13 protein-coding genes and 1 other RNA gene are annotated in these 17259 nt (G+C 43.9%); 3 read left to right on the forward strand and 11 right to left on the reverse strand.

Annotated features, from left to right (window positions below):
- Positions 1-215 precede the first annotated feature (215 nt).
- Positions 216-612, forward strand: a transfer-messenger RNA (tmRNA) gene (ssrA, locus tag HXT47_RS05290).
- A 68-nt stretch (positions 613-680) separates the two neighbouring features.
- On the opposite strand, the gene miaA is transcribed toward ssrA, so the two are convergent.
- The gene (miaA, locus tag HXT47_RS05295; RefSeq protein ID WP_032842568.1) at positions 681-1694 is read right to left on the reverse strand and encodes a tRNA (adenosine(37)-N6)-dimethylallyltransferase MiaA; all 1014 of its coding nucleotides are present in this window, start codon (positions 1692-1694) and stop codon (positions 681-683) included.
- Positions 1695-1836: 142 nt separating this feature from the next.
- On the opposite strand from miaA, the gene HXT47_RS05300 reads away from it, so the two are divergent.
- Positions 1837-2646, forward strand: coding sequence for a GTP pyrophosphokinase (locus HXT47_RS05300; RefSeq protein ID WP_004107417.1), 810 nt, complete (start codon positions 1837-1839; stop codon positions 2644-2646).
- 162 nt (positions 2647-2808) lie between these two features.
- Positions 2809-3555 carry a Bax inhibitor-1/YccA family protein gene (locus tag HXT47_RS05305; RefSeq protein ID WP_004118787.1) on the forward strand — a complete coding sequence of 249 codons (747 nt, stop codon included), beginning with the start codon at positions 2809-2811 and terminating at the stop codon, positions 3553-3555.
- A 448-nt stretch (positions 3556-4003) separates the two neighbouring features.
- Here the strand turns inward: HXT47_RS05305 and tuf are convergent, their stop codons facing one another.
- From tuf to mraY, 10 genes are all read right to left on the reverse strand, one after another.
- On the reverse strand, positions 4004-5203 hold the full coding sequence (tuf, locus tag HXT47_RS05310) for an elongation factor Tu (protein ID WP_004118785.1): 1200 nt from the start codon (positions 5201-5203) through the stop codon (positions 4004-4006).
- Between the two features lie 168 nt (positions 5204-5371).
- Positions 5372-7501, reverse strand: coding sequence for an elongation factor G (gene fusA / locus HXT47_RS05315; protein ID WP_004107409.1), 2130 nt, complete (start codon positions 7499-7501; stop codon positions 5372-5374).
- Between the two features lie 42 nt (positions 7502-7543).
- Positions 7544-8014, reverse strand: a complete 471-nt coding sequence (gene rpsG, locus HXT47_RS05320; RefSeq protein ID WP_004107405.1) for a 30S ribosomal protein S7 — start codon at positions 8012-8014, stop codon at positions 7544-7546.
- 3 nt (positions 8015-8017) lie between these two features.
- Positions 8018-8389 carry a 30S ribosomal protein S12 gene (rpsL, locus tag HXT47_RS05325; protein ID WP_003813881.1) on the reverse strand — a complete coding sequence of 124 codons (372 nt, stop codon included), beginning with the start codon at positions 8387-8389 and terminating at the stop codon, positions 8018-8020.
- Positions 8390-8656: 267 nt separating this feature from the next.
- Positions 8657-9907: a cell division protein FtsQ/DivIB gene (locus HXT47_RS05330; RefSeq protein ID WP_421788972.1), complete on the reverse strand. Its 1251-nt coding sequence runs from the start codon at positions 9905-9907 to the stop codon at positions 8657-8659.
- 52 nt (positions 9908-9959) lie between these two features.
- Complete coding sequence (murC, locus tag HXT47_RS05335) at positions 9960-11522, reverse strand: UDP-N-acetylmuramate--L-alanine ligase (RefSeq protein ID WP_174163721.1); 1563 nt, start codon at positions 11520-11522, stop codon at positions 9960-9962.
- Positions 11522-12721, reverse strand: coding sequence for a UDP-N-acetylglucosamine--N-acetylmuramyl-(pentapeptide) pyrophosphoryl-undecaprenol N-acetylglucosamine transferase (locus tag HXT47_RS05340; RefSeq protein ID WP_116442801.1), 1200 nt, complete (start codon positions 12719-12721; stop codon positions 11522-11524). Before HXT47_RS05340 ends, murC begins: the two co-directional genes overlap by 1 nt.
- A 51-nt stretch (positions 12722-12772) precedes the next feature.
- Positions 12773-13984, reverse strand: a complete 1212-nt coding sequence (locus HXT47_RS05345) for a peptidoglycan glycosyltransferase FtsW (RefSeq protein WP_407645751.1) — start codon at positions 13982-13984, stop codon at positions 12773-12775.
- Positions 13985-14510: 526 nt separating this feature from the next.
- Positions 14511-16112 (reverse strand): UDP-N-acetylmuramoyl-L-alanine--D-glutamate ligase, encoded by a 1602-nt coding sequence (murD, locus tag HXT47_RS05350; protein WP_410299578.1) that lies wholly within the window; start codon positions 16110-16112, stop codon positions 14511-14513.
- Positions 16113-16136: 24 nt separating this feature from the next.
- A complete protein-coding gene (gene mraY / locus HXT47_RS05355) occupies positions 16137-17240 on the reverse strand; it encodes a phospho-N-acetylmuramoyl-pentapeptide-transferase (protein WP_004107386.1) in 1104 nt (367 codons plus the stop codon).
- Between the last annotated feature and the right edge of the window lie 19 nt (positions 17241-17259).

Genomic DNA, 17259 nt, shown 5'->3' on the forward strand with positions numbered 1-17259 from the left:
AATCTTTTATTCATTACAAATCAACTACAACTCATATTTACGCTTGGCAAATAAAATCACCTAACTAATAGTATACTAATCAATACCCCCCCCCAAAAAAAATCATCCGAACGACTATGCCGTGAGGAATAAGTGCTCAAGCAGTTCGTCGCGTTAAAATATGATACAATGTAGAAATGTGTGCTCTAGAGCAACAATTGTTTGAAAAATCAAAAGGGGTCGATCGGTTTCGACGGCGATCTGTTCGCCGCGGGGAAGCGTGCCGAGAATGCGGAAGTCCACTCGTAAACGTCCTTTCGCAAAAGAATAAGTGCTAAATCTAATCGCACTGAGTTCGCTCTCGCTGCCTGAGCTTCGCGCCAGGATTAACCAGTGAGCAGCTGCTCCGTTCACCCACTCACGTCTTCGGAGTGGTGCTGAACGTCATAAGAAGACTTGCTTGAATTGCCGAGCTGCAGGGCAATTCAGGGACTTTGACTGTAGATATGCTCGCCATGAATTGTCTGCGATAATATGGGGGCAGAAAAACTGCCGCACGGCCAGCAGACTACGCACGTAGAAGACCGAGGGTACGGTCACCGGACCGGGGTTCAATTCCCCGCGACTCCACAAACGCAATAACGCCACTGCTCAAACAGTGGCGTTTTTTGTAGCAAATCCCAATGTTTTCAATGCTTAAATTAAACGTTAAAAGCATCTCCGAGATGGTGCTGAGTAGCGTGCTCAGTAGCGTCAGAACTATTGCAATCAAACTCCCCCGCATCCGCAGCATCAACAATCGCGAGCGCAGCTTCCGCAAGATCCGGTCGCAACGCGTCCAACCAGTAAATGCGTGCATCCCTACCAAACCAACCCATTTGTTTGCGTGCAAGTCGTCGAGTTTTTTGCGCAATATCCGCAAAAGCCTCATCCTCACTCCAAACGCCATCCAAATAATCCATAATCTGCTGGTAGCCAAGAGCACGAGCTGCAGTCACACCCAATCGCCCTCGAATTGCGCGCACCTCATCCACAAAACCCTGCTCACGCATAATTTGCGTACGTAAATCCACGCGCTTATCTAAATCTTCACGACGCAAATCTAAGCCAATTTGCACGCAATCAATCACATACTTATACTTCGGAAGCGTTGCGGAATAAGGCTTTCCTGTAAGCTCAATCACTTCAAGCGCGCGAATTGTACGTCGCGGATTGCGCGCATCCATATGAGCCGCAGCAACCGGATCCTTCTGCTTCAACTCATCAAACAGCGCACTCGCTCCCTCTTTGCGCTCGCGCTCCTCCAAAGCTGCACGAATAGACTCATCCGTGCCTGGGAATGTAATATCATCCACAGCAGCACGAGCATACAATCCCGATCCTCCAACTAAAATCGGCCTCACACCACGCGATTGCAACTCACTAATACACTGCCTTGCCAAAGTTTGAAAGCGCGCAACCGTCATCGTTTCTTCAGGATCAATAATGTCAAGCAAATGGTGTGGTACTTCCGCCTGCTCCTGCGCACTCGCCTTAGCCGTGCCAATATCCATGTAACGATACATTTGATACGCGTCTGCGTTGATGATTTCCGCACGAATCCCACGCTCAGCTAATTTTTGCGCAAGCGCAATACCAAGACTAGTTTTGCCTGAAGCTGTAGGACCAACTATTGAAATTACTTTAGGAATATTATCCTGCTTATTTTCAGACAAAATACACTCCCCGTCAAAATACTTTCCTAGATTTTGCTTGCGCGCAATCACCTAAGATATTTATATCACGCTTTGCAAAGAATATTACATTTACATACGCACTCCCAGACGTTTAGCAGTTTTTATAGTATTATTAAAAGACGTGATACTTGATCGTCATAACCGCGTAAACGCAGCAGAACTCTATGCGCGTCTTCATAGCAACGAAGCAGCTAATGAAAGCAACAATTTAAGTAGCAATGTAAGCAATACAAAAAATCAACAAAATTGCTCCCAATGCGACAAAACTAATTCGCTTATGCTTCCTGAAGACCAAATCGACGAATTTGTAAACATGATGCAAATTTACGAAGGAGCAATGTACGAAATAAGTACAAAGCTCGAGATTCTAGATAGCGAATTTCAGGTGCGATTCTCTCACGACCCAATTCACCACATGGAACGCCGTCTTAAATCAGTGCACTCAATTTTTGAGAAGCTGCAAAGGCGTCATCTAGATATTTCCACACGCTCTATACGTGATAATCTTTTCGACGTAGCTGGAATTCGCGTAATTTGCAACTACTGCGACGATGTGTATTCTGTAGCACAATATCTTTCTAAACAAACAGACATTCAAGTATTGCAAGTTAAGGATTATATTAAGAATCCAAAACCTAATGGATACCGCAGTTTGCACGTAATTTATGCAGTTCCTGTGTTCTTGTCTTCTGGAGCACACTACACGCCAGTTGAAGTGCAATTCCGAACTATTGCGATGGATTATTGGGCTAGCTTGGAGCACGCTTTAAGATACAAAGCCGGTTTGCCAGATGCAAAGTTGGCTGAACACTCTCAAACTTTGCTCGATTGCGCGCATAGCTTGCAAAATATTGAAACACAAATGCAAGGTATTCACCGCGATATTAATGGTGCTCCTCAAGTTGAAGAGGCACCTAATAGTAAGGCATAATATCAATGCGAAGCGCAAGATTACGAAATACTAAAATCAGCTTATTGTACGAACGTATAAATTATGCTGTATTTTTTTAGCATTTTCCCAGATGCTTTAATTATAATTGTGTGAGAACGTTGTCTTGACAGCGTTTTATTTCATAGCTGTTAAGGAGAAATAATGACAAACTTTACTCAAGATTATTACGGAAGCGGTGCTCCTGAGGTTATTGACACTCAGGCAACATATGCTTTTGAAGAAGCAAAAAGAGTTTCAGTAGGACGCACTTATGGTGAAATGACGCTTGGATTGATTGTTACAACTCTTGTGGCACTGTTCACTCAGAGCGGTAATTTCTGGCTTAGATTTATGTTTGCAACCCGCGGATGGGGTTGGATGATGCTGGCAATTGCTCAGGTTGTGATAGCAGTTGTTCTTGGAACGCGTTTAATGAAGATGAGTGAGACAACAGTACGAGTTTTGTTCTATGCTTATGCTGCTTTAACAGGATTCACTTTAAGCTCAGTCTTTCAAGTATTTAGCCTTGGATCCGTGGCATTAGTGTTTGCTTTAACTGCAGGATTCTTCCTGTGCTTGACAATGCTTGCACTTACTACAAAAAAGGATTTGCTTAAAGCTGGTCCAATTTTAATGGTTGCATTACTTGTATTCGTTGTTGCGCAAATTATTATTTCGTTTATTGGGCAAGATACTGGAACCATGCGTCTTATGGCTGGAATTGGCATCGTTATTTTTGCAGGTTTAACAGCTTATGATGCTCAGCAAACTCGCGCATTACTTGCACAATATGAAAATCAGCCTGAAATGGTTAAGAAAGTATCTATTTTCTGCGCATTCCAGCTGTTCTTGGACTTCATTAACATGTTCATCTACTTGCTAGAGTTGCTTGGAGATAATAGAGATTAGTAGTTCTGATTTTCTAAACACAAAAACCCTGCTGAATTCGTTCGGCAGGGTTTTTATTTATGTGTTCTGTGTTCCAAACATGGGCGCGACGACATGCTTGAGCGCAGCATTGCGCGCACGAAAGCAACTCGGAGCGCCGAGCTTGCTCAGGGTTGAAAGCACAGTGTGCTTTCAACGCAAGCGAGCCCTGCCTTCGTCTCGATTGACGAAGGCAGGGCAGGTTCGTGTGGTTGGGTTTTAGAAACTGGGTTGTGTTTTGTGTGCGCTGACGACATGCTTGAGCATTAACCACAACCGTGCTTCGCATGCCAAATCGCGCTTTGAAGGAGCTTGAAATCCATTGGATTTCAAGCTCCTTCAAAGCGCGCACGAACATAATAAAGACCCCGCGAGGAAACTCGTGGGGTCTTTATTAAGCCTTAGCTAATATTTTCAGTTAGAGAAAATACTAGGCAAGAATCTTGGTCACACGACCGGAACCAACGGTACGGCCACCTTCACGAACTGCGAAGGTCAAGCCCTCTTCCATTGCGATAGCCTGGATCAACTCAACAGTGAAGGTTGCGTGATCGCCTGGCTGAACCATCTCAACGCCGTCTGGCAAGGTGATAACACCGGTGACGTCGGTGGTGCGGAAGTAGAACTGTGGACGGTAGTTGGAGAAGAACGGCGAGTGACGGCCACCTTCATCCTTGGTCAAGACGTAAACTTCGCCTTCGAACTTGGTGTGTGGGGTCACAGAACCTGGAGCAGCCACAACCTGACCACGCTCAACGTCGGTACGGTTGATACCACGGAGAAGAAGACCAGTGTTATCGCCAGCCTCGGCCTCATCCATCTGCTTGTGGAAGGTCTCGATGGAGGTAACGGTGGTGGTCTGAGTTGGACGCAAACCAACAATCTCAACTGGGGTGTTGATTGGGAGCTTACCACGCTCAACACGACCGGTGACAACGGTACCACGACCGGAGATGGTGAACACATCTTCGATTGGCATCAAGAATGGCTTGTCAAGATCGTGAGTTGGGGTTGGGATGTACTCATCAACAGCCTTCATGAGCTCCTTGACGGTCTCTACCCACTTCTCGTGATCTGGAGCGTCATCGTGCAAAGCACCGTAAGCAGAGGTGCGGATGACTGGGCAGTCGCGATCGAAGCCGTTTTCTTCGAGGAGGTCACGAACCTCTTCTTCGACGAGGTCGATAAGTTCTGGATCATCAACCATATCGCACTTGTTCAAAGCAACGAGGATCTTCGGGACACCGACCTGCTTAGCGAGCAAAACGTGCTCACGGGTCTGAGCCATAGGACCATCGGTAGCAGCAACCACGAGGATTGCGCCATCCATCTGAGCAGCACCGGTGATCATGTTCTTCACGTAATCAGCGTGGCCTGGAGCGTCCACGTGAGCGTAGTGACGCTCAGCGGTCTGATACTCGATGTGTGCGATGTTAATGGTAATGCCGCGTTCCTTCTCTTCTGGAGCGGCATCAATCTGATCGAAGTCATACTGAGGGTTCAGATCTGGATACTCGCCATGCAGCACCTTAGAAATAGCCGCGGTCAAGGTAGTCTTACCGTGATCAACGTGACCAATGGTACCAATGTTAACATGCGGCTTAGTACGCTCGTACTTTTCCTTTGCCATGTGTTTGTCCTCCTGGACGTCTCGTAGTTTGCCTCACACATTTGTGAGAGGTCTTTCGCTACATATTACTGGGTTTCTGGGTTAGGTGCCACTTCGGTGCCAGAACCCAGTCAACGTAGGAAATTCTAGCGTTGACCGGGGACAGAAAACACCGAAGTAGCGTGCGCTTTATTCGCCGCGCTGAGCCTTAATAATCTCGTCCGAAACGGCCTTCGGGACCTCCGCGTAAGAGTCCATCTGCATGGTGAACATTGCGCGGCCCTGAGTCTTAGAACGAAGATCGCCAATGTAGCCGAACATTTCGCTCAGCGGCACCTTGGCATCGATAACTTTCACGCCAGTAGCATCAGTCATAGACTGGATGTTACCGCGACGAGAGTTCAAATCGCCCATGACATCGCCCATGTACTCTTCTGGAGTACGGACTTCGACAGCCATAATTGGTTCGAGAATTACCGGATTAGCCTTAGGAGCAGCTTCCTTGAAGCACATGGAACCTGCAATCTTGAAGGCCATTTCCGAAGAATCGACATCGTGAGTCTGACCGTCGGTGACGGTTGCCTTTACACCCACAACTGGGAAGCCAGCCAAAACGCCGGATTCCATAGCTTCCTGCACGCCTGCATCGATTGAAGGAATGAATTCCTTGGTGATGTGGCCGCCGGTAACTTCGTTGACAAACTGGTAGGTTTCGCCAGATTCTGTGTCGAGAGGCTCGAAGTTCATCAAAACCTTTGCGAACTGACCAGAACCACCGGTCTGCTTCTTGTGAGTGTATTCCTGGTTCATAACAGCCTTACGAATCGTCTCACGGTAAGCAACTTGTGGCTTACCAACGTTCGCTTCGACCTTGAACTCACGACGCATACGATCAACGATAATGTCAAGCTGAAGCTCGCCCATACCGGAAATCAAAGTCTGACCAGATTCCTCATCGGTCTTAACCTGGAATGTAGGATCCTCGTCAGAAAGCTTAGCCAAAGCCAAGCTCATCTTTTCCTGATCAGCCTTCGTCTTTGGCTCCACAGCAACCTCGATAACAGGATCTGGGAATGTCATGGATTCCAAAGAAATTGGGTTCTTTTCGTCGCACAAAGTATCACCAGTGCTGACGTTCTTCAAACCAACGAAGGTGTAGATGTTACCAGCTTCAGCTGAATCTACAGGATTTTCCTTATCAGCATGCATCTGGAAGATCTTACCAACGCGTTCCTTCTTGGACTTCGTGGAATCGTACACGGAATCGCCTGGCTTTACTTCGCCAGAGTAAACGCGCACGAACACGAGCTTGCCATAGAATGGATGGGTTGAAATCTTGAATACCAATGCTGCGAATGGATCTGTATTAACTGGCTTACGGTCGATTTCAACGGATTCGTCACCTGGCTTGAAGCCCTTAATAGATGGAACATCTTCTGGGCTTGGGAGGAAGTCGACAACAGCATCCAGCATTGGCTGAACACCCTTATCCTTGAATGCAGAACCGCAAGTTACTGGGAATGCCTTACGCTCAATGGTAAGCTTACGGATACCGGCGCGCATTTCTTCTTCAGTAAGTTCGCCAGTTTCAAGATACTTCTCAACCAGCTCATCGTCAGCTTCAGCAACCTGATCCATAAGCTCAGCACGATACTGTTCTGCACGTTCCTGCAAATCTTCAGGAATGTCAACGGTGTCATAGTGAGCACCCATATCGTCCTTAACGTCATTCCAGACGTAAGCCTTCATACGAATCAAGTCAACAACGCCGACGAAGTCGTTTTCAGCACCGATTGGAAGCTGAATAACGAGTGGAGTTGCACCGAGCTTCTCCTTGATGGTCTTGACAGAATAGTAGAAATCAGCGCCAAGCTTATCCATCTTATTGATGAAGCAGATACGTGGGACGCTATACTTATCAGCCTGACGCCACACGGTTTCAGACTGAGGTTCCACACCTTCCTTACCATCGAAGACTGCTACAGCACCATCGAGCACGCGAAGGGAACGTTCCACCTCAGCGGTGAAGTCCACGTGGCCTGGGGTATCGATGATGTTGATCTGATAGCGATCATCAACGTCATGAGTCTGACGCTTCCAGAAGCAGGTAGTTGCAGCAGACTGAATAGTAATACCGCGCTCCTGCTCCTGAGCCATGAAGTCCATGGTAGAAGCACCATCATGAGTTTCACCGATCTTGTAGTTCTTACCAGTGTAGTAAAGAATACGTTCGGTGGTAGTAGTCTTACCAGCATCAATGTGCGCCATGATGCCGATATTACGAACCATATTCAGGTCGTTAAGCACATCTTGTGCCATATTCTTATCCTTAGCTCTTTAAGATACCGATTATCTTGTGGATTACCAGCGATAGTGAGCAAAAGCCTTGTTTGCTTCTGCCATCTTGTGGGTATCCTCGCGGCGCTTCACGGAAGCACCCAAGCCATTGGAGGCATCGAGAATTTCGTTGGCCAAACGCTCAGCCATAGTCTTTTCACGACGAACACGTGAGAAGTCAGTAAGCCAGCGGAGGGAAAGAGTGTTTGCACGAGCAGGCTTAACTTCGACTGGAACCTGGTAAGTTGCGCCACCAACGCGGCGAGAACGAACCTCAAGATTTGGACGAATGTTATCAAGAGCGCGCTTCAATACAGAAACTGGCTCCTGCTCGGTCTTTGCCTTCACCTGCTCAAGAGCGGTGTAGACGATGTTTTCTGCGATGGACTTCTTACCATCGAGAAGGATTTTGTTAATCAACTGAGCCACGACGGTCGAGCCGTAGATTGGATCAGGAAGCAGTTGATGCTTTTTTGCAGGTCCTTTACGTGACATGTTTTACTTCGCCTTCTTTGCTCCATACAGGGAACGACCCTGCTTGCGGTCCTTGACACCCTGGGTATCTAATGCGCCACGCACGATGTGGTAACGCACACCTGGGAGATCCTTCACACGGCCACCACGCACGAGCACGATGGAGTGCTCCTGCAAGTTGTGACCTTCGCCTGGAATATAGGCGGTTACTTCAATACCAGAGCTGAGGCGCACACGAGCAACCTTACGAAGCGCGGAATTTGGCTTCTTAGGAGTGGTGGTGTACACACGGGTGCACACGCCACGACGCAGCGGGCTACCCTTCAAGGCCAAAGTCTTTGACTTTTTCGGCTTGGCCTGACGTCCTTTACGGACAAGTTGTTCAATCGTAGGCAACTTAAGTTCTCCGATTCATTGTTATCTTCTATTTGGTGAAAACCGCCACACTGCAGCACACCATAACCAAAGAATCGGTTAAAGAGTAAAAGCCACAGTCCACCGGCCCGATGGCCCTCGCGCCTCCAGCCACACATTACTGCGCACTATCTTTGGCACTTGGGATATCCCAACACGCACGCCTATAACATAAGGCACGCCGTTGGCACACACGAATTACTATTATACACCTAATCTTGACAATGCAATTAATAAAGTTTTAAAACCCTATTTAAGAATTGGACGCACAGGAGCAGACACATCTAAGCTGCGTTTGTTTCCAATTTTACTAGGATCATCAATAATCTTGGCAACAATAGCTTTCTTTAACTCAATCTGAGACGAATTGCCCCATATAATAGTTTTTTTAACATCCCCTAATTCTGTTTCGACAGAATCTTGAGTTTTTGCACTAACTCTCGTAACTCTAGCTCGCAAAGATTCCGAAAGTGAACTAACAATTTTTACAGCTTCAAGTACCGCTCTATTATTCAAACTTCTTTGCACATTTGAAACTTCAATAACAGGTATTCCTTGTGTTGTAACTTGAGCTACGGCATTTAACACGCGACCTTTAGCGTCAACAGCAGTTAATTTATTGCTATCTCGAGTTTTGAGCATTGCTGCAGGACGTTGCGCATGTACAGAAACATGCAAACCATTAGGAAAATTCTTAGAAACTTTTGCTTCAGTTACGCCAGGAATATCGTTAAGTTGGTTAATTACTTCTTGAGAAGAAACTAAAAATAGTGATTTACCAACCTGAGTTGACGCAATTGAAGCAATTTTTTGCTCACTCACCCACTCGTTAGATCCAGAAATACTTATATCGCTAGACTTAAGAAGAAAAACTGGCGAGAAGAATAAAAACCAAACAATCGCCGAAACAGAGGCAATCACTGCAAGAATTGCAAGAATTCGTTTAACAGTAAATTGCAAATAAGCAGATTTACGTTCTTTCAAACGCTCTCGAAAATTAATTATTCTAGGACGAGTAATCATTCCAAGAGAACCAGAAGTTTGACTTAAAGTTTTTCTTACAAAATCAAGCTTCGGCAAAAGTCTAGCGTCAACAAACTTACCTTGATGATTTTTTTCATTAACATCAGCTACTCGTATTTGCGATGTGTTTTGGCTGATTATATGCCTTTGGAAACGCTGGTCTTTGCGCAACGACGAAGCAGATCTAGGTTTAGAAATATGAATTTTTTCATCACGCGTTTTTTCGATACTAGATTTTTTTATATTAGATTTTCCGATATTAGATTTCGCACCACGCGCTATGCCACGCAATACACCACTACGCAATTCATTATTAAGCAATTCAGCACTACGAGACGCACTACTACGAGACGCACTGCTGCTGGATTTATTACTACGAGACTCTTCAGTACGCGCAATATTAAGACTTGAAACGGTACGACGATGCGAATTATTTGCATCAGCATCGTACGATTTGCTTGACCTCACGCGACCCATAATTGCCTCTCGTAATAATTTATTTATATTTTAATCGCTTAATTTCAAAGCACTACAATGCTTCTAGCATAACAGACGTCATAGCAGTAATACTTCCTGCACCAACTGTAAGCAGCACATCACCAGATTTTGCACGCAAAGCCAGTTTCAACGCAGCTGCGCGCATATCGTCAACCGCTTCAATTTTTACATCAAGATTCTGTGATTTTGCAGCTTTAACAATAGTTTCAGCATTAATATTTGGAAAATCTTCCTGCTTTTCGCGAGCTGGGAAAATTCCTGTAACAATTACATCGTCTGCAAGAGCCAAAGATTTTGCAAACTCATTAGCAAAAGCCTGCGTTCTGGAGAACAAATGAGGCTGAAACAGCACGCGAAGAGTAGAAGAAGTGTACTTTCTTCGAGCAGCGCGCAATAATGCAGCTATTTCAGTTGGATGGTGAGCATAATCGTCCACAACTGTTACACCATCAACACATCCACGAATATCAAAACGACGAGACGCACCTCGGAAGCTTTCTGCACCACGAGCCGCATTTTCTGGATTCATACCGAGCAATACTGCAGCAACAATAGCTGCAGAAGCATTAAGAGCATTATGCAAACCTGGTATTAACAAGCTAACTTGCACCTTGTTCGAACATTTAGTATGCTCATCCAAAATTTTTTCTGGCAATACAAGCGTAAACATTTCGCGACCACTTACAGCTTGCTCATTTTCATGCTCAATACTTGCGAAGATAGCTAATTTTTGTACGCGCGAGCTGAGTTTTAGGCTCCAAGTATCCAAATTACCGTAAGCAATTGTTTTGTTTAAAATATTATCCGGCATAGCTTCAAGTACTTTTCTAGCACCTTCGTCTTCTGCACAAATTATTACGTTATTAACAGCATGACTTACGTGCTCAACAAATGCTTCTCTGTATCGTTCACTAGAGCCATAATGATCCAAGTGATCTGCTTCAGCATTTGTTACGATTGCAATACTTGGGCTGTATTTTTCAAAACTTCCGTCAGATTCGTCAGCTTCAGCAACCATAACAATTCCATTACCAGCATGACCGCCGTCTAAAACTGTTCCGTCTGCGGCTTGAATAGATCCGCCGATTGCGTAGCTTGGATCAGCCAAATCGCCTACTGCAGCCACAGTTAATATATGAGAAAGAAGTGAGCTAGTAGTTGTTTTACCATGCGCTCCAGCAACAGTCACACCAGTTTTTGCAGATAATAATAACGCAAGAATATCGCTGCGATGAACAAGTTTTATGCCGCGCTCATGTGCTGCCATAATCTCCGGATTGCTCGGTTTAATAGCACTTGAATACACGAGTACATCTGCATGCTCAACATGTGAAGCACTTTGTCCAATTTCTACTTCAATACCTAATTCTTCCAAGCGTTGAGTGTGATCATTTGCTTCACGATCGCAACCGCTTACGCTTACTCCCTCTTCATGCAACATTTCTGCCAGAACACTCATTCCAGCTCCGCCAATGCCAATAAAATGCACTCGCCCTAGTTTTGAAATAGTTTGCGAATCATCAAACGCTGATTTTACTGGGTTTAAATCAATGTTGTTATGAGATGAAGTTGTATTGCTATTAAGATTAGTCATTACTTTCTGCCTTCTTTTGCGATTTCAAGAATACGCTTCGCCATAACGTCTGCAGCATCACGAATACCATAATTCCAAGATTTAGTGCGCATAGCTTGTAATTGCTTTTTGTTTTGCAATAAAGCTAATCCTTCATCTATAAACCACTTCGCATTGAAATCAGCATCATTTACCATTAATGCTCCCCCTGTATTTACTACAGGCTCAGCATTGAAACGCTGCTCGCCGTTGCCAATAGGCAATGGCACGTATACAGCAGGTAAGCCAAGTGCAGAAATTTCTGCAACCGTTCCAGCTCCTGCACGACATATAACTAAATCTGCACAAGCAAAAGCCCAATCAATACGCTCTAAATATTCTGCAATATGATAATCGCCACAACCAGCATGCTCTGGTTTAATATCATTTATTTGCGATTCGCCTACTTGCTTTGCAACTATATTTCGTACTTCTTCCGCTTTTGCGCGACCAGTTAAGTGAATTACTTGCGCATGTTTTAAAATATCTCCTGCTGCTGCAGCAACAGCTTGATTTATGCTTTTTGCACCCAAAGATCCGCCGGTAACAAGAATAATTGGACGTTTAGGGTCAACGCCAAGTTTTTGCGCACCTTCAACGCGAGCGGAATCATAATCTTTTTCTAATCTTTCACACAATTTAGAAATAGCAGGTCTAAGAGGTAAACCAACTCTTTCAACTTTGACACCTTTTCGTGTGCGCAAATCAGTATTCCCATAAACTGTTCCAACAGCATCAGCCCAACTTGCACCCAAGCGATTTGCCATTCCAGATTTAGCATTCTGCTCGTGAATCACAATAGGAATATGCTGCGCATGAGCTTGAGAATATACTGGAGCAGAAGCATAGCCACCGAAGCCCACTACTATATCTGCTTTTCTAGCGGCTAGTATATTTCGCACTTTGCGTTTTTCGCGCATCCATCGAATTGGAAACTTAATTGCATCCAAATTTGGCTTACGTGGGAACGGCACTTTTTCTATAGTGTCAAGTTCGTATCCTGCATTCGGCACAAGACTTTTTTCCAAACCAACTTCTGTGCCAATTACACTAATTAACGCTTCAGGATTGAGCTTTTTAATCGCGTTTGCAACAGAAAGCAAAGGATTGACATGACCTGCAGTACCCCCGCCTGCAAGAACAATATGCACTTCCTGCTCAATAGCATTATCAAACTTCATTTCACTACCCTTGTTATAACTTTCATATTATAAAAAAGTTGTAAATACTTACTACTTCGATATAGTAAGTTGCGGATTGGAACGCATAAGACCATCAGCTACGCCAATTGCAACCAAACACATAACAAGCGAAGATCCACCTGCGGACACAAACGGCATAGGCACTCCCATAACCGGAAGTATTTGCACAACAACAAGAATATTAACTAATCCTTGGCCTACAATCCACGTTGCAATACACATTAATACGATTGAAATAAATTGCGATTTCGCTTTTAATGCTGAAGATAGTATGCACCAACCAATAATTACGTATAGCAAAATTACTGCTGCTGCAACCAAAAAGCCCATCTCTTCGCCAATAATAGCGAAAATAAAATCATTGTGAGCGTAAGGCAAATAATTCCATTTTTCACGAGAGTTTCCGATTCCAACGCCTAATAGTCCACCAGAAGCCATTGCATATTGAGCATGAATTGCTTGGAAGCAAACGCCTTTAGCTGCTTTTGCATCGCATCCGTGCAAAGTAGCAAGAATACGTCGCATACGATTTTGGCTTGTCAAAACAAGCATAGCGACCATAGCAATAGCAATAAAAATACTTCCTATCAGCCAGCGCGTAGGGAATCCACCAAGATAAAAAGCTATAAGTGCAATAAGAATAATAATTAAAGCAGTACCAAGATCCTTACCTGCAATAACAAGCAATAACGATACGCCGAGTCCTGCTGCTACAGGAATATATGCGCGCATTTGCACACGCTCATATGCTTGTTTTGCAGCAATCAAAGCTATTGGAAGCCAAATACATAATGCAAGTTTTGTAATTTCTGCAGGCTGCAAAGTAATAGGGCCGAAAGCAATCCAACCAGCATTACCATTAACTTCACGTCGTAAACCTGGAACAAATGTTAAGAACTGTGCAATAACAGAAATAATGTAAATAACAGCAACGTATCGTCTATAAACTGTAACTGGAAGTCGAGAAGCGAAAATATAGCCAATTAAGCCTAAAACGCAATACATTGTTTGGTTTACGCCTTGACCCCAAGGCGCAATTCCGTAGGTAATCATAGTTACTGAAGAACTAGAAAACACCATGAATAAGCCAAAAATCGACAGTATAACCACTGATACCCGCATGCCGTATAAGCACCACAGTGGGTTAGTTAAACTGCGCAAGCCAACATATTTCTTTAACTCTGAATCTTGAGTTTTGCGCTCTAACGAGTTTTTTGAGTAGTCTTTCTTCGAGGAAAATATTCCAGATACAGTATGCGCTAATTTTGCGTATTTAATTGACTTTGTCGGCTTTGCTGTATTTGCTGGTTTCGCTATCTTTGTTAGCTTTGCAGGTTTCGCAGGATTTACAGTATTTACAGGATTTGCTTGCTCTGCAGGCTTTACAAAATTAGCCCGTTTAGTTTGTTTCGCTTGTTTCGCAACTTTCGACTTCTTTACATCTTTTACAAATTTTACAGATTTATTTAAAGAAGAACCTACAGATCTGCCAACTTTAGTAACAGAATTACTTACGGACTTACTTACAGACTTTCCTACAGACTTTCCTACAGATTTGCCTAATTCCTTACCCGCTTTGCTTGCATACGCTCCTACTTTGCTTACGGACTCGCCTACTTTACTTGCTGAAGTCCTAATAGATTTTTTAAAAGATTCAAATTTTTGTTTTTGGGAAGAATGAGAAGAATCTGAATCTGCTTCAATATGATCTTCCATAATAACTTCTGAGACTTTGCGCGCTAATGAACGCAAAAACTTTTTAGGCTTATTACTGTTGAACACCATGATTATGCACCCATCGTTGAGATTCTTTAGCAAAACGATTGCCGCGATCGGCGTACGAAACAAATTGATCCATAGAGGCACAAGCAGGAGCAAGCAGAACAACATCACCAGGCTTAGCATAACGCCCAGCAGCTTCTACAGTTTGACGCATAACAGCCTCACCGAATGAAGAATCAGGATTTACAAGCGAAGTATTCTCAATATTCTCACAAACTAAGTCATCAACGCAATCATATGATTTAGCGCAAGAACCATCCTGTGAAACAATAGTTACTGGAATGTGAGGAGCTGAACTGTGAAGAGCTTCAACAATTGGACGTTGATCTATTCCAATAACAACAACTGCTTTAATCACATGAAGTTGGTTTGCAATTAAATCTTCAAAATGACCACCTTTAGCTAAACCGCCAGCAATCCAAACAACCGAATTATTAGCAAAACTAGCTAAAGATGCACAAGCAGCATGAGCATTAGTTGCTTTAGAATCATCTACAAATCTAATACAATGCGAAGGATTTTCATCTTCAGACATCAAAGTCGCAACTGTTTGAATGCGATGACCTCCAGGAGCAAATTCGCGTAAAGCACGAACTGAAGAATCTACGTCACCAGTTAAACCTAAAGATAAAGCTAAAGCAGTAAGAGCATCAGCCAATAAATGCGGATACACACTGCCATCAGGCTCGCACAGATGTTTTAGCTCACGCAATTCGACAATAGGTTTTAGAGTGCCTTTAGTTCCTTCAGCAACACCGCTGTTATCGACAATCCAACCGTCTTTTACGCCAATTTCACCATCTTTAGGCTCTCCTAACGTAAAACCAATCTTTTTACAACCATCAGCAACTTGTGCACAATCTGCCAATTTGCTTACACGCTCATCTTGAGCATTGTAAACCAAAGCTTTTTGCACATTATTAAATACTTTTGACTTGTCACGAGCGTACGCTTCCATGCCACCATGCCAATCTAAATGATCAGCAGCAATATTAGTAATAGCAGCACAATCAAGAGCTAAAGAATCAGTGAAATGCAATTGGAAAGAGCTTAATTCAACGCATAAAGCATCATGTTCACATTCCAAAGCAGCATGTGACACAGACTTTCCAATATTTCCCACGGCTGGAGCATTTAATCCGCAAGCGGTTAGCATTGCAGAAGTCATTTCTGTAGTAGAAGTCTTACCATTTGTGCCAGTAATGCCAATCCAATAAGCAGGTTTATTCGTGCGCTTAGAAGGTACGCGCAAGCGCCACGCTAATTCAACTTCGCTCATTACTGGAATATTGCGCGATGCAGCTTCTTGCAAAAATGGTGTGCGAGGGTTAAATACTGGAGATGTAACAACAGCATCGATTTTAGACCAGTCTATTGCTGAAAAATCATGTATATCGGCATCAGGCTTATTTTCGTCTGCAGTCACAGGCTCAGATCCAACAGCGCGCAAAACCTCAGCTGCGCCACGACCCGAAACTCCAAGACCTGCAACTAATACACGCTTAAAAGCAAATGCTTTATCGCTTGTGCACGACTTACAAGTAGATTCAGACGAAACAGATACTTCATTGCCATCGACAATATTCATATTGAAGCCTTCCAATTTTTGAAATTAAATAAGCAAGCCAGAATGCCCTGCCCAATCGGCGTAGAACATCATAAGTGCAGAAAGCACAAACATAAGCTCAATCATCCAGAATCGCACAACAACTTTAGTTTCCGTCCAGCCGAGCAATTCAAAATGATGATGAATAGGAGCCATTTTGAACACGCGCTTATGCGTAGCTTTAAAGAATCCAACTTGAATAACGTCACTTGCAGCTTCCATTACAAATAATCCACCCAAAATCACAGCCAAAAACTCTGTGTGAGTTGCAATAGAAAGAGCTGCAAATAATCCGCCTAAAGCCAACGAACCAGTATCTCCCATAAATACTTGAGCAGGATTCGAATTAAACCACAAGAATCCAAAGCAAGCAACAGCAGCGCAAACAGCAATAATAGTTAAATCGAGAGGGTCAGAAACAGCGTAAGAGAATCCAAAATGACCGCCTCCACGCACATGGTAGCTTTCCCAAAAAGCAATCAAAGCGTAACCAGCAAAAGCAATCATAGAAGATCCAGAAGCTAAACCATCAAGTCCGTCAGTCAAGTTTACAGCGTTAGACCAAGCAGCAATAAGGAAATTAACCCAAACAATAAATACTACGATTCCTACACCTTTACCGAGTATAGAAAAATCAAAAAATGGTTTTTCAATAAAACTCATTCCAGGTTGAGCGCTAGCAATACCAGATTGAGTTGGCAATAGCAATGACAAAAGCGCGTAAATACTTGCAAAAATAATTTGACCAGTAAACTTCGCATGTACAGAAAGACCAAGATTCTGCTTTTTACGAACCTTAGCAAAATCATCAATAAAGCCAAGCAAACCCATTGAAAGCATTGCAAACAGCACCAAAACAGCAGACCATGAAGGCGAGCGACCAACAGAAACATATCTATAAAGAGCAGAAGCAGCCCAACCTGCTACTACAGCAAAATTAATAACAACACCGCCCATAGTTGGCGTGCCGCGCTTTACTAAATGAGATTGTGGTCCATCTTGGCGAATGTACTGACCGTAGTGCAAACGATGCACTAAACGAATAAGCAAAGGTGTGCCAACAATCGTAACTACGAGCGACACCACAATTCCTACAATAAGCGCAATCACCGCTTAACCTCCGTTTACT

The organism is Gardnerella sp. DNF01205 (assembly GCF_049244135.1).
In the GTDB taxonomy this organism is placed as follows: domain Bacteria; phylum Actinomycetota; class Actinomycetes; order Actinomycetales; family Bifidobacteriaceae; genus Bifidobacterium; species Bifidobacterium leopoldii.

Coding starts and splice junctions, on each gene's coding strand:
- HXT47_RS05305 (WP_004118787.1), top strand. CDS start 2,809: ATGACAAACTTTACTCAAGATTATTACGGAAGCGGTGCTCCTGAGGTT.
- tuf (WP_004118785.1), bottom strand. CDS start 5,203: ATGGCAAAGGAAAAGTACGAGCGTACTAAGCCGCATGTTAACATTGGT.
- fusA (WP_004107409.1), bottom strand. CDS start 7,501: ATGGCACAAGATGTGCTTAACGACCTGAATATGGTTCGTAATATCGGC.
- rpsG (WP_004107405.1), bottom strand. CDS start 8,014: ATGTCACGTAAAGGACCTGCAAAAAAGCATCAACTGCTTCCTGATCCA.
- HXT47_RS05330 (WP_421788972.1), bottom strand. CDS start 9,907: ATGGGTCGCGTGAGGTCAAGCAAATCGTACGATGCTGATGCAAATAAT.
- murC (WP_174163721.1), bottom strand. CDS start 11,522: ATGACTAATCTTAATAGCAATACAACTTCATCTCATAACAACATTGAT.
- HXT47_RS05340 (WP_116442801.1), bottom strand. CDS start 12,721: ATGAAGTTTGATAATGCTATTGAGCAGGAAGTGCATATTGTTCTTGCA.
- murD (WP_410299578.1), bottom strand. CDS start 16,112: ATGAATATTGTCGATGGCAATGAAGTATCTGTTTCGTCTGAATCTACT.